Origin of the sequence: Bacillus sp. FSL W8-0629 (assembly GCF_038593225.1) — a bacterium.
Classification (GTDB): domain Bacteria; phylum Bacillota; class Bacilli; order Bacillales; family Bacillaceae; genus Bacillus; species Bacillus altitudinis.
The window spans coordinates 3,631,188-3,644,172 of record NZ_CP151975.1 but is presented as its reverse complement, the minus strand read 5'-3'; the positions used below and the strand labels follow the sequence as shown (position 1 = coordinate 3,644,172).

At 42.6% G+C, this 12,985-nt stretch carries 11 protein-coding genes; 7 read left to right on the top strand and 4 right to left on the bottom strand.

The genetic code is table 11. The features are described 5' to 3' along the window. Positions 1–14 precede the first annotated feature (14 nt). The gene (locus tag NSQ17_RS18870; protein WP_251210605.1) at positions 15–1,343 is read left to right on the top strand and encodes a GntP family permease; all 1,329 of its coding nucleotides are present in this window, start codon (positions 15–17) and stop codon (positions 1,341–1,343) included. Positions 1,344–1,598: 255 nt separating this feature from the next. Further along, on the top strand, positions 1,599–2,669 hold the full coding sequence (locus NSQ17_RS18865; protein WP_342467691.1) for a DNA alkylation repair protein: 1,071 nt from the start codon (positions 1,599–1,601) through the stop codon (positions 2,667–2,669). Between the two features lie 21 nt (positions 2,670–2,690). Here NSQ17_RS18865 and NSQ17_RS18860 read toward each other — a convergent pair whose 3' ends face one another. Beyond that, positions 2,691–4,028 (bottom strand): amino acid permease, encoded by a 1,338-nt coding sequence (locus NSQ17_RS18860; protein ID WP_342467690.1) that lies wholly within the window; start codon positions 4,026–4,028, stop codon positions 2,691–2,693. 318 nt (positions 4,029–4,346) lie between these two features. On the opposite strand from NSQ17_RS18860, the gene NSQ17_RS18855 reads away from it, so the two are divergent. After that, the gene (locus NSQ17_RS18855; protein WP_160757853.1) at positions 4,347–5,861 is read left to right on the top strand and encodes a PAS domain-containing protein; all 1,515 of its coding nucleotides are present in this window, start codon (positions 4,347–4,349) and stop codon (positions 5,859–5,861) included. Between the two features lie 41 nt (positions 5,862–5,902). Here the strand turns inward: NSQ17_RS18855 and NSQ17_RS18850 are convergent, their stop codons facing one another. Both NSQ17_RS18850 and NSQ17_RS18845 read right to left on the bottom strand, forming a co-directional pair. Next, positions 5,903–6,886, bottom strand: a complete 984-nt coding sequence (locus NSQ17_RS18850; protein ID WP_342467689.1) for a Gfo/Idh/MocA family oxidoreductase — start codon at positions 6,884–6,886, stop codon at positions 5,903–5,905. A 144-nt stretch (positions 6,887–7,030) separates the two neighbouring features. Then, positions 7,031–7,390 (bottom strand): MerR family transcriptional regulator, encoded by a 360-nt coding sequence (locus NSQ17_RS18845; protein WP_007498034.1) that lies wholly within the window; start codon positions 7,388–7,390, stop codon positions 7,031–7,033. A gap of 311 nt (positions 7,391–7,701) precedes the next feature. Here NSQ17_RS18845 and yidA point away from each other — a divergent pair, with 311 nt between their 5' ends. Beyond that, entirely contained in the window at positions 7,702–8,514 is an 813-nt protein-coding gene (gene yidA / locus NSQ17_RS18840) for a sugar-phosphatase (RefSeq protein ID WP_008345739.1), read from the top strand. A 35-nt stretch (positions 8,515–8,549) separates the two neighbouring features. Here the strand turns inward: yidA and NSQ17_RS18835 are convergent, their stop codons facing one another. Beyond that, a complete protein-coding gene (locus NSQ17_RS18835; protein ID WP_203143857.1) occupies positions 8,550–9,557 on the bottom strand; it encodes a LuxR C-terminal-related transcriptional regulator in 1,008 nt (335 codons plus the stop codon). Positions 9,558–9,682: 125 nt separating this feature from the next. Between NSQ17_RS18835 and NSQ17_RS18830 the strand changes: the two genes are divergently transcribed. The 3 genes from NSQ17_RS18830 (at position 9,683) to NSQ17_RS18820 (ending at position 12,976) form a co-directional block, all read left to right on the top strand. Continuing rightward, positions 9,683–10,390, top strand: a complete 708-nt coding sequence (locus NSQ17_RS18830) for a class I SAM-dependent methyltransferase (RefSeq protein ID WP_058337120.1) — start codon at positions 9,683–9,685, stop codon at positions 10,388–10,390. Continuing rightward, the gene (locus NSQ17_RS18825) at positions 10,387–11,484 is read left to right on the top strand and encodes a saccharopine dehydrogenase NADP-binding domain-containing protein (RefSeq protein ID WP_342467688.1); all 1,098 of its coding nucleotides are present in this window, start codon (positions 10,387–10,389) and stop codon (positions 11,482–11,484) included. The genes NSQ17_RS18830 and NSQ17_RS18825 overlap by 4 nt, the downstream gene beginning before the upstream one ends. A gap of 220 nt (positions 11,485–11,704) precedes the next feature. Then, positions 11,705–12,976 carry an MFS transporter gene (locus tag NSQ17_RS18820; RefSeq protein ID WP_047947042.1) on the top strand — a complete coding sequence of 424 codons (1,272 nt, stop codon included), beginning with the start codon at positions 11,705–11,707 and terminating at the stop codon, positions 12,974–12,976. Positions 12,977–12,985: the final 9 nt, after the last annotated feature.

Sequence of the window (12,985 nt, the reverse complement as noted above, 5' to 3'; positions counted from 1 at the left end):
AAAGGTGGGAGAACATGCTTTTATTCATTGTGATTGCGGCGATTGTCCTTTTACTCATTCTCATTACAGTCGCTAAGTTGAATCCGTTTGTGAGTTTGATCATTACCTCTATGCTAGTAGGCTTTGCTACAGGAATGGATTTACAGGAAATCATTCAATCGATTAAAACGGGATTAGGGAACACGTTATCGTTACTGGCGATTGTACTAGCGCTTGGGACCATGCTTGGGAAAATGATGGCTGAGTCAGGGGGCGCTGAGCGGATAGCTCAAACACTCATCAGTCGTTTTGGGACGAAGAATGTGCATTGGGCGATGATGTTTGTAGCCTTTATCGTGGGGATACCTGTCTTTTTCCAGGTCGGATTCGTTCTTCTCATTCCTTTACTCTTTACCATTGCGATTGAAACGGGCATTTCGCTCGTGACGATTGGGATTTCATTAATCGCAGGATTGTCTGTTGTGCATGGGCTAGTTCCGCCTCACCCAGCTGCCATGGCAGCAGTAGGCATCTATCATGCCAACGTGGGAAAAACGATTTTCTTTTCAATCATCGTCGGTTTGCCAACAGCTATTATTGCTGGACCGCTGTACGGTAAGTGGATTGGAAAACGGATACATAAACCAGTTCCAGATCTGCTCAGAAAGCAATTCACGGAACGACATGCTGATCGAAAGCTTCCTGGTTTTGCGAATACGATGTTTACCATTTTGGTGCCGGTCATTCTTATGCTGCTTGCCACGTTGGCGGATATTATTTTGCCAGAGGATAGTATGTGGTATCAGATGTTCAAGTACATTGGAGATCCCATAACAGCTTTATTGATTGCGACAGTGTATTCTTTCTTTAGTCTTGGCTTTATACAAGGGATGAGCCGTGACCGAGTGCTGTCATTCAGTAACGATTGTTTGGGACCGATCGCTTCCATTCTGCTTGTGATTGGTGCAGGCGGAGCGTTCAATAATGTACTGATCGATTCAGGCGTTGGGGATTATATTGCTGATTTAGCCAAACACTCCCCAATCTCACCGATTTTACTTAGCTGGCTGATTGCTGCGGTTATTCGTGTGGCAACAGGATCAGCTACAGTATCCATGATGACAGCGGCCGGAATTGTAGCCCCAATCGCTGCATCCATGCCGGATGTGAGCAGAGAGCTGCTTGTTTTAGCAACAGGAGCGGGTTCACTGATTTTGTCTCATGTCAATGACTCTGGTTTTTGGCTGATCAAAGAGTATTTTGGTATGACCATTAAAGAGACGTTCTTGACATGGACGGCTATGGAGACCATCATTTCCGTTAGCGCCATTGCATTTATTATGATTATTAATATGTTTATATAACGGGACAACAGCTCAATTCTTCGGAATTGGGCTGTTTTAGCTTGTTGTTATGCCGCTTTTGACAATTTAGGATAAAATAATGATATTGAGCTATGGGAGGCGGACACGATCGAACCTTTAAAACATGTATATAATGAAACATTTATTCAACATTTAGCAGAAAAACTGGCGCAAGCGTCAACTGTATTTGATGCTGATCACTTTCAGCAGCTCGTGTTTCAAGAGGATTGGGAGCAGCTGGAGTTAAAAGGACGAATGAGAAGAGTGACTGAATCGATGCACGCCTGTCTGCCTGAGGATTATGAGAAGGCAATCGATGTACTGCTTCAGACAGCACCGCATTTTACAGGGCTCAGTGCGCTTGTATTTCCAGACTACGTCGAGACATATGGTGTTGACCATTGGGATATCTCGATCAAAGCACTTGAATTCTTTACACCGTTTTCCACTGCTGAATTTGCCGTTCGACCTTTTCTCATTCAAGATCAAGAGAAAATGCTGGCGCAGATGCTTGTGTGGTCACAGGATCAAAATGAACATATTCGCCGTCTCGCTAGTGAAGGATGCAGGCCTCGTTTGCCGTGGGGATTATCCGTCCCTGCGCTGAAAAAGGACCCTTCTGTCACGCTGCCCATTTTAGAAAATTTGAAGTCAGATTCGGCCAAGTATGTGCAAAAAAGTGTAGCGAATCATTTAAATGATATTTCTGCAATTCAGCCAGACCTCATGAAGCAAATGGTCAAAAGCTGGTATGGAACCAATGAACATACAAACTGGATTGTCAAACATGCATCCCGTACGTTATTAAAAAAAGGCGATCCAGATATCATGGCTTTATTTGGCTATGGAGATGATCCGTCTATCCAAGTAACGGATTTGAAGGTGACGCAAGACCCCGTTCGTATTGGAGAGAAGCTGACCTTTCATTTTATTCTTCAGGTTGATAAGCCATTAAAGCTGCGCGTAGAGTATGCCGTTGATTACGTGAAAGCTCGTGGTACACGCAATCAAAAGGTATTTAAAATCACAGAATTTGAAACAGGATCTGCGCTGTATAGAGAATTTGTCCGGTCACAGTCGTTTCAAAATATGACAACGAGAAAGCACTATGAGGGCATTCATACATTAACCATCATCATCAACGGCATCCCAAAAGCGTCTGTCGATTTCGAAGTCACAGCAGCTGCTCACGAATGTCAAATTCGCTCCGCGCCAGTACTCGTCCTTCCTAGACTGCAAAGGTTTTCTATCACGCTGAAAAGAAGACAAAGGGCTAAAATCAAGTTCATTTTAGCCCTTTGTCAACAATCTGATACCCGCCACTGAGGCGGGTTTTTTCATGCGTTTCTAAGCTTTCTTTTTCATTAAGAATGAAGCAATGATGGCGGCTGCTAAGAAACCGATGCTGATAATCGAGCTAGGTAAGTTCTCTGGTCTGAATAGGAACAGAACAAAACTGACACTGAGTACAAGACCAGCAAATAAAGTGAAATACGGAAATAACCAAACTTTGAAATACGGCTCCTGCGGATATCTTGGACGCAGTTTCAAATGTGCCAGACAGATGCTAATCCAAATAAGAGAGACCGCAAAACCAGGGATAGCCAGCATATAGCTGAAAATTTGATCTGGGTACAAGTAAGCAAAGAGTGTTCCGATTAAAAGAAACAGAACGGTCACCCATAAACTTAAAATAGGTACACCTCTTTTGTTGACCTGTGCCAGCTTTTTTGGACCGCCGTCTGATTTAGATAGAGAATGAATCATTCTCGTCGTGCCGTAAATACCAGAGTTGGCGGCAGATAGAACGGCTGTAATTAAGACGAAATTAATGAAGTGAGAGGCACCTTGCATGCCAGCTGCTGAAAAGACTTGGACAAAAGGACTGTTATTCGGATCAATTTGATTCCAAGGAATGAGTCCACAAATAATCAAAATCGGCAGTGTGTAAAACAAGATGATGCGCCACATCATACTTTTGACAACACCAGGTAATACCTTTTCTGCATCCTTTGTTTCTGTAATGGTCAGCCCGATCAATTCAGAGCCTCCATACGAGAAGATCACCACTAATAATGAGGCAAAGACAGCACCCCATCCGTTCGGGACAAAGTTTTGGTAATTGGTGAGAACAGGCGTGCTTTGTTCGCTCGGAATGATTCCAAATAATAATGCAGCACCGAGAAGAATAAACACAATAATAACGAAAATCTTCATTCCAGCGAACCAAAACTCAATTTCACCAAAGTATTTTACATTATTTAAATTAATTCCGATGACTAAGAGCGAGCAAAGTAAACATAAAGACCATAATGGTACGTTCGGCAACCAATATTGAAGCAAACTGCCCGCTGCAATAATTTCAATGACACATACAGTGAGCCACATAAAACAGTAAACCCATCCGACAACAAATGAAAAACGTTGACCAAGCGCAATCTGTATGAGGTCGCGAAGGTTATTCCCCGGGTAGACGATGGCCATTTCAGCTAAAGCCGCCATGACAATGAGAAGAAGCAATCCAGCAAATACATAGGAAAAGATAACTCCAGGACCTGCTAAGCCGATTGTATCGGCACTTCCTTTAAAGATTCCTGTACCAATGACCCCGCCCATCGCAATCATGCGAATATGACGCGGCGATAAAAGCTTTTTTAATTCGTGTTGTTCCTGATTCGCGCTCATGACGTTCTCCTTTTTTAAAATGCTTATGTTCCATTTTCTTTTTTCGAGCGGTCAGTGTCAATATAAAAAAAGAGATTTTTCAGACAAAATAGGCGGTTGATTCTATCAATTGAGCCGTTTTCTTCCATAAATCTTTTCCATGACCCATCCCCAAAATCTAAAACTTCGTGAAAAAATGAACATTTGCCTTCATTCTGACATAAACAATTTGTAGTTTTTGTCGATATATCTTTTGTATTACTAAAGTCCTAATAAAGAATTGTTTATAACTGTAAAATATTTCAAAAATGTATGAAAAAATGAAAGGAGTTATTGAAGATGTTTATGAGAAAAGCAAGTGATTCATCGTCGGAAGCCCTTCTTAGTGAAAGCAGTCAATTAGTTGAACGAATTGAGAAGGGAGATTTTTCAGCCAGAATTGATACTGCTGCATTCTCTTCTAGTCAAACAATAGAAGCAGTGGCTCAAATAAATGAAGCGTTGCAAAAGATGCAAGAAGCGCAAGAAGATATTCATATGCGTATGAATTTAGTGACAAAAGCGATTCAAGTGGGTCTATGGGATATGACGGTTGTAGCAGGAGATCCTGTGAATCCAAAAAACGAATTCACATGGACAGATGATTTCCGCAGAATGTTAGGTTTTCAAAATGAAAACGATTTTCCGAATGTCTTAGACAGCTGGGCATCTCGAATTCATCCAGATGAGCAGGAATACACCTTGAATGCATTCTCTACGCATTTATTGGATCATTCTGGCCGGACACCGTATGATATCGAATATCGTCTGATGTTGAAAAATGGCGAGTATCGCTGGTTCAAAGCAACTGGAACGACGATTCGAGATCGAAATGGGGTACCTCTTCGTGTGGCAGGGGCTCTTTTTGATATTCATGATCAGAAATTGAAAGAAGAAGAGCTGCAAGCATTCGTGACAAGATATGACTTGATCAACCGTGCGCTTGTGGAAGCGCCTTGGGATATGGTTGTAGAGGCTGGCGATCCTGTCAATCCAAACAATGAATTCTGGTGGTCTCCGCAGTTTAGAAAAACGCTTGGTTTTACAGATGAAAAGGATTTCCCGAACGTATTGAGCAGCTGGAGTGATCGTTTGCATCCTGAAGATAAAGAATCGGCTCTCCAAGCCTTTGCGGATCACTTAAATGACCATTCTGGCCGTACACCATTTGACATTGACTATAGATTGCAGAGTAAAAATGGCGAGTACCGCTGGTATCATGCGGGCGGTGAAACCATTCGTGATGAGAAGGGTGTCCCTTTACGTGTCGCAGGAACGATTCGTGATATTACGTTAGAAAAAAATAAAGAAAAAACAGCCCATGAAATGGCTTCTCAAGTAGAGCAGCTTTCAAGTTCTATTAGTGAAATGGTATCTGGCATCAGTTCTGTGACAAACCAAGCACAGGAGCTTGCTGTCGCTCAAGAGCAGTCAACGTCTGCTGCTAATTTGGCGAAAAACAGTGCAGATGAGACGAAGAACATTTCAGACTTGATCAAAGAAGTGGCAAACCAAACGAATCTGCTTGGTTTGAATGCCGCAATTGAAGCAGCAAGAGCAGGCGAGCAGGGCCGCGGTTTCTCAGTCGTTGCCGATGAAGTACGTAAGCTAGCGCTTCATAGTGCCAATGCGACAGAAAATATCGAATCTAGTTTAACTGAAATGAAAACACAAATCGATCAAATTCTTGAAAATATCTCCAATATGACAGCTCTTACGCAAACACAGGCTGCTTTAACAGAGCAAGTGAACGCTTCAGTTGATGAAGTGAATCATATGTCTCAGCGTCTGGTGGCATATTCAAAGAGTATCTAATGTCAAAAAACCGCCTTTTCATCAGAAGGCGGTTTTTTTATTTAAGCATGATCCGCTGGGAAAACAATACCGGCGTCTTTCCTAGCGGCTTCAAGAACCTTCATGACAGAAAGACTGTCATCAAGCCATTCATAACACTTTTCGACATTTCCTGTTTCAATGATATGCTGAAATGCTTCTGCTTCATAAAACAGGCGGTTTGAATTGGTTTGTGCATTGAGTGAAGTGACTTGGTCTCCTATATGCAGCAACACTTCCTCACAGCCATTCGCACCATTTTTCACATGCAGGAACCCTTTTTCCCCTTGAATCAAAGCGAAATTCATACTGCTTGTATCTTTGCTGCCAACACTTGTGGCGATGAAATCATTGTAAGTAAAAGTTAAAACACCAGATGTGTCGATGCCGTTTGGATGGCGGTTGGCCTGGTAACGAACGTCTTTCGGTGAACCAAATAGATTCATAATGAAATGAACATTGTAAATGTTAATATCCATGAGGGCACCGCCAGAAAACTCTGGGTTAAAGACATTCGGCGTTTCCCCGGCGAGCAGCTGATTATATTTACTTGAATATTGACTGTAGTTGCATTGAACGAGTTTGATTCTGCCTAATTGATGAAGGTGTTTTTTGATTAAATGATAGTTGGGCATATGAACGGTCGTAATGGCTTCAAATAGGAAGAGCTGCTTTTCCTTTGCGAGAGCGATTAAGGCTTCTAGCTCTTTCACATTAGAGGTAAAAGGCTTTTCGCAAATCACATGTTTTCCGTGTTTCAATGCACCCGTGGCATGCTCGCTATGTAAACGATTGGGTGATGCGATATATACCGCTTCTATGTGGGGATCTTCTAACATAGCGGTTAAATCCGTATAAGTCGTTTGCACCCCAAATTGATCTGCGAGTTTCTTTGCCGTCGCTTCCTTTCTTGAATAGACAGCGTGGCAAGAAGCACCTTCAAGCTGTTCAATTGCCTGGAGGAAACCTTCCACAATCACACCTGTTCCAATGGTTGCTATTCTCATTCTATTCATAACCCCTTTCATACGATTGATGTCACGTCAAGCTGTCTCTAGTATACCTGATGTTTTCATACAACGTGTACTTAACAGCTAGGCGCAGAGGGGTGCCAGTAAAAAATACCGGCACATCTTTGGCAGTCTCTACAATTAACTAATGTTAGCTAATGTTTGTTTCGTTAACAGTTGAATGGCCGCCTTCCTCTTTTTTAACTCTTGAATGGATTTTTGAATATCTTCTACTTTTTGTTCGAGCAGCTGTTCCGCTTCTGTTTTTGACTGTTTCTCGAATAGTGACGTGATAATTTCTCGAATTTCTTTGAGTGAGAAATCTAGCTTTCTTGCTTCAGTGATAAAGGATAGCATGAGTACATATTTTTTATCATATAAACGATAGCCGTTATGTGCTCTCTTAGGCTCGGGGAGCACACCCTCATTTTCATAAAAACGAATGGTTTCAATATGTACACCAGACATTTTTGACAATTTTCCTCTCGTAAATGTAATCATTCCCTGCACCTCCTTTCTTTGCTATCCATCATACAATTAGATTTGCTAGTTTCAAAATATTCTCTGATGAACATTTGTTCCTTTTCATACTGTTAAAATGAGAGGTCTGTTCTATTCACAGCGGATTCTATAGAATAGGTTATAATAGATGAGGATGAAGTGATTTTTTGTTACAGATAGGAACAAGTAGACAGCGTGAGAAAAAAACGATAGGCTAAAATAGGTACATAGTATGATGAATAGCATGTGATCATGTAGATGATCACTCAAAATAGTGACAGCACGTTTTGCTGAGAAAAGGGGAGCAGTGAATGTATAAATTAGTCGCAATTGATATGGATGGTACGTTATTAAATGATCAGCATATGGTGCCGGATGAGGTGTTTGAAGCCATTCAACAGGCGAAGGCAGAAGGCGTTAAAATTGTTTTATGTACAGGCCGGCCGATTGGCGGGGTGCATCGCTATTTAAAAGAGCTGCAGCTTGATCAAGAGGGGGATTATGTCATCGCCTATAACGGAGCGCTTGTACAAAACAGCCATACAAATGAAGTCGTATCAGAATTAACTTTATCCTATGATGATTTGACTTCTTTATATGAACTGAGCCGTCAGCTGGATACACCTATGCATTATTTCGATTCGGCTCATCTATACACACCAAATCGGGATATTAGTGAATACACGGTACTTGAATCGTATTTAACGAAATTGCCGCTTAAGTATTTACCTGTCGAAGAGGCAGACCCATCCATGAGACTTCCGAAGATGATGTATATTGATCAGCCGGAACGTTTGGAAAAGACGATACAAGCCATTCCATCTGAAGTGAAGGATCAGTACATGATGGTAAAAAGCACAGATTTCTTCCTAGAAATTCTTCATCCTGATGTGAGCAAAGGGAATGCCGTGAAGCTTCTAGCGCATGAACTTGGGATTTCTCGTGAAGAAGTGATGGCGATTGGTGACAATGGGAACGACGTGTCGATGCTAGAATTTGCGGGCTGTGGCGTTGCGATGGGAAATGCCATTGAAGATGTCAAAGCAGTTGCGGATGTTGTGACAAAATCCAATAACGAAGCAGGAGTCGCACATGTCCTGCATGAGCGAGTCATCGGAAAATAAAGAAAGAGCGGTCTACCAATGAGGTAGCCGCTTTTTTATATGTGTGAGAAAAAGTAAACAAGCATACGTCTGCTGTTCAAATTTGTTTTTTCGAGCATCGCCTTTACATGATCGTGCACCGTATGAGGCGAGATAAATAACGTACTGGCAATTTCTTTTGTGGATTGTCCTTTTATTAAGCAGTCAAGGACGTTCATTTCTCTTTCTGTCAGCCGATATGTTTTCGCTATATAAGGAAGAATGTCACTTGTTTGAGCTCGTTTAATATGAATCATGACAGCCTCTTCCTCCCCGGCTGCCTGTGCTAAACGAAATGCTTGAAGAGAGAGAAAACGCCCTGTCGGCATTCTGGTGATGCTGACCGCTGTTTGGTCACCGCCGCCATATAAAAGCTTAGCACCTAATGCTCTAAACGGACGGGGCATGATGGCACCGTCATGAATTTGCTCAAAGGTTTGGAAGGTGTGGAGCCAATGAAGTCCAGTTTCATTTCCATAAAGAAGATGGTAATCGTGTGAAAGAATGAGGAAGCCTTGGTGTTCCGCCGTTTCATCTTCTTCCGTTTCTCTTCTTTTAAAAAGTTCATCTCTCAGTTTGGCTGCGAGTGCTGGTGTTTGACGACTAACCGCTTGTATATCTTGTTCATGAAAAGGTTCCTTCTCCTTTTTCCGATAAAGGCTGGCGATTCCCCAGCATTCACCTTGAATCACAAGGGCTGCCCGCAATTCATCTGCCCATCCGTTAGGTAACAAAATGTGCTGGTATCGACCACTATTGGTGTATTCTCCGCTTTGGACGAGACTGGCAGCGTGGACAGGACCTTTCGCTAGATCTTCATGCTGGTGCACATCTTTTTTTAAATATTCATTTTGAAACAGCTCGTTATGTATGGCTTCAATCGGTTCATCTGTAAAAGAACCCGTCGAGAGGAGAGTAGCTGGATCAATGGTTGTGATACAGGCAGCATCAAAATCACAGATAGCAGCAAGTTCATCTCGAATGCTTTTTCTCAGCTGCTGAAAATGAGCGGCTGGATTGTTCATTTGATCTCCTCCTCAATATCCCCACTTTTAGGGATCGTTTTTTCTCATCTATCTTCTTACAATGAAGATAACATACCGTTAGTGTAAAGGAAACGAAGCAAAGAGGAAACTGGAGGAGAAGACATATGAGTGTAAATCAACATTGGCATGATCCTGTTGCTGAATCCTATGCAGCGACAATTGCACATAAAGTACCGGGCTATCATCTTTTGCATGAGCTGACAGTGGATAGAGTAGAAATCGAATTAATGGGAGCGGCTTCTCGCATGTTAATAGTCGGAGCAGGTGGGGGCGAAGAGATCATCAACATGCTTCAAAGAAATAAAGACTGGCATATCACAGGGGTTGATCCATCTCCATCCATGCTTGATATGGCCAAGCGCAGAGTGGCACAGCTTCATATGCAAGATCGCGTCACATGGTATGAGATGGCCTTAGACAAAGTGCCGGTTGAAAAGTCGTACGATGCAGCAGTAAGTTTGCTTGTCATTCATTTTGTAAAAGATCAGCTGACCTTTTTACAGGAGATCGCCCGCCGGCTTCAACCAGGGGCGCCTCTCGTGTTGGCGTTTATTCAAGGAGACCCGGAAACGCCGACATTTCAGCAGGAGCTTCATATGCTTTCTCTATTCATGAAGCGTCAAGGCTTGGGAAAGGAAGTGTTTACGTCCTTCCGAGAAAGGCTGGGTGTCACAACATATCCCGTGTCTGAAGAAAAGATGACAGCACAATTAACCGAAGCAGGATTTCAAGACATCAGACCTTATTTTCAAGCGGGCATGATCAAAGGGATTGTTTGTAAAAGAGGCGATAGAAAGGCGGTTGGAAAATGAGGTCAAAAGTGATGGTGATAGGCGGTTATGGACATGTGGGGCAGCAAATATGTCTTCAATTAAGTGACGTGTATCCTGGGCAAGTCTTTGCGGCTGGCCGAAGTTATGAGAAGGCTGAACAATTTGCACGCCAAACGAATGGGCGTGTACGTCCATTTCAGATAGACGTAAGACAACCAATGGATACGGACTGGATGGATGAAACGAGACTCGTGATCATGTGTCTGGATCAAGATGACACGTCATTTGCTGAAACATGCTTACGATCAGGTATTGATTATCTCGATATTTCGGCAAAAGGAGCCTATATTGAGAAGCTAGCAAAGGTCCATCAACAGCAATTGAACGCAACGGCTGTGCTGAGCGTAGGCCTTGCACCTGGTCTCACCAATTTGCTTGCAGCGAAGGCGGCATCTATTCTGACCTCTGTGGAGCAAATTGATATTAGTATCATGCTTGGGCTAGGTGACCAGCATGGAAAAGCAACTATTGAATGGACGCTTGATCATGTGCATACGGATTATGAGCTGACGAAGAATCATCAGCGAAAGAAAGTCAAAAGTTTTACTGGAGGGAAACGCATTGATTTTGGCAAAACGCTTGGAAAGCGGCAAGCCTATCAATTCCCTTTCTCTGACCAGCAAACATTGCCTTCGACGCTCCATGTGCCTTCTGTGACAACAAGGCTCTGTTTTGATTCTGGCGTAGCGACACGTGCATTTGCTCTCACAAGGAAACTCGGAATGACGTCCCTTCTCACGATGCCGAAAATCAAGGAACGTGCCATTTCACTGATTCAATCTGCTCAAATGGGTACAGATCAATATGCAGTGAAAGTGGAAGCGGTAGGAATGAAGGGTAACGAAATTCATCAAGCAGCGCTTGGAATAAAAGGTCGCGATGAGTCTCAAGCAACGGCTCAAGTCGCCAGTGCTGTGGCACTGCATGTATTGAGCAAGCAGTTTCAGGCAGGTGTTTTTCATATCGAAGAATTATTTTCATTAGCGTATGAGAATGGTGATTTTGCGTTGGTGGATCAAAAAACGAAGGAAAAGCACGCATTAGCATTGAGAGCCAGCCTTTTAACGGCATAAAAGAAAACGACAAAAGATACGCATCAGCTCAAAAGAACAGGTCAGTCATGTGGGCGCTTTATTCATGATCCATTTAAAAACAAGGTGTCTATGATCCGAAAACAACCGCTTGCTCTCCATGTAAATGGTCGAGAGGTGGAAGAGATTTAAATCAAGGATTGTAGTCGGAACTGATATAATGGTTACATTGGGCAAATAAATCTCAAGTGGGTGTTTACAAGTGTTAGATACAGAAAAAGATGTAGTGAAGAATTATATAGATTCACCCCAAAAATTGAAAAATTTATATAAACGAGTATTGTTTGTTGTCAGTCTATCGCAAATATTTGGAGGGGCTGGAATAGCTGCAGGAATTACGGTAGGTGCCATTTTAGCACAACAAATGCTTGGAACTGAAGCCTATGCAGGAGTCCCAATCGCTTTATTTACTTTGGGGTCAGCTGGGTCAGCTTTCATTGTAGGAAAGCTTTCACAACGTTATGGACGACGCATCGGTTTATCGACAGGTTTTGTTGTTGGAGGGCTCGGAGCAATTGGCGTTGTGCTGGCAGCTATGATGAATAGTGTCATTTTATTATTTGCATCGCTCTTCATTTACGGAGCAGGAACATCCACGAACTTACAAGCGCGTTATGCTGGGACGGACTTAGCAAATTCTAAACAGCGTGCAACTGCAATTAGTACAACAATGGTCATGACAACATTTGGAGCAGTAGCAGGTCCGAATTTAGTTGAAGTGATGGGTAAATTTGCAGTGTCCATTGGTGTTCCAGCACTTGCCGGTCCTTTTATTTTATCAGCAGTAGCATTTATTGTAGCTGGTCTTGTCCTTTTTATTCTGCTGCGTCCTGATCCATTAGACATTGCCCGAAGAATAGCAACTTACAAAGCAGAACATGGGCATGGAAATAAACCAGATGCTGCTGATAAAAAAACAGATAAAAAAGGGCTTACAGTAGGTGCCACAGTGATGATCTTAACTCAAATTGTCATGGTGGCACTCATGACAATGACCCCGGTGCATATGCAGCATCATGGTCATGGATTAGCCGAAGTGGGCATTGTGATTGGTTTTCATATAGGAGCCATGTATCTTCCTTCACCTATCACGGGTGTACTTGTAGATAAACTAGGACGAACAGCTATGAGCATAGCGTCGGGCATCACATTGTTACTTGCTGGTTTATTAGCAGCATTCGCACCAAGTGATTCAATGATTCTATTAATCATTGCTTTGTCTTTACTTGGATTGGGATGGAACTTTGGTTTAATTAGTGGTACTGCTCAAATAGTGGATTCTACAGAACCATCAAACCGGGCAAAAACCCAAGGAACACTCGATGTTTTTGTTGCGTTAGCAGGTGCTTCTGGCGGTGCCCTTTCAGGAATGGTCATGGCGAATACGAGTTATGCTACATTATCTTTAAGCGGAGGAATTTTATCGTTAATTCTCATCCCTGTCATCGTTTGGTCTTTTAAAAGTAAAACATAATGCAGCTCC

What these genes read in the sequence shown, in the direction of transcription:
- NSQ17_RS18850 (WP_342467689.1), bottom strand. Translation starts at nt 6,886, where the DNA reads ATGAGAATAGCAACCATTGGAACAGGTGTGATTGTGGAAGGTTTCCTC.
- NSQ17_RS18835 (WP_203143857.1), bottom strand. Translation starts at nt 9,557, where the DNA reads ATGAACAATCCAGCCGCTCATTTTCAGCAGCTGAGAAAAAGCATTCGA.
- NSQ17_RS18860 (WP_342467690.1), bottom strand. Translation starts at nt 4,028, where the DNA reads ATGAGCGCGAATCAGGAACAACACGAATTAAAAAAGCTTTTATCGCCG.
- NSQ17_RS18855 (WP_160757853.1), top strand. Translation starts at nt 4,347, where the DNA reads ATGTTTATGAGAAAAGCAAGTGATTCATCGTCGGAAGCCCTTCTTAGT.
- yidA (WP_008345739.1), top strand. Translation starts at nt 7,702, where the DNA reads ATGTATAAATTAGTCGCAATTGATATGGATGGTACGTTATTAAATGAT.
- NSQ17_RS18870 (WP_251210605.1), top strand. Translation starts at nt 15, where the DNA reads ATGCTTTTATTCATTGTGATTGCGGCGATTGTCCTTTTACTCATTCTC.
- NSQ17_RS18830 (WP_058337120.1), top strand. Translation starts at nt 9,683, where the DNA reads ATGAGTGTAAATCAACATTGGCATGATCCTGTTGCTGAATCCTATGCA.
- NSQ17_RS18825 (WP_342467688.1), top strand. Translation starts at nt 10,387, where the DNA reads ATGAGGTCAAAAGTGATGGTGATAGGCGGTTATGGACATGTGGGGCAG.
- NSQ17_RS18865 (WP_342467691.1), top strand. Translation starts at nt 1,599, where the DNA reads ATGAGAAGAGTGACTGAATCGATGCACGCCTGTCTGCCTGAGGATTAT.
- NSQ17_RS18845 (WP_007498034.1), bottom strand. Translation starts at nt 7,390, where the DNA reads ATGATTACATTTACGAGAGGAAAATTGTCAAAAATGTCTGGTGTACAT.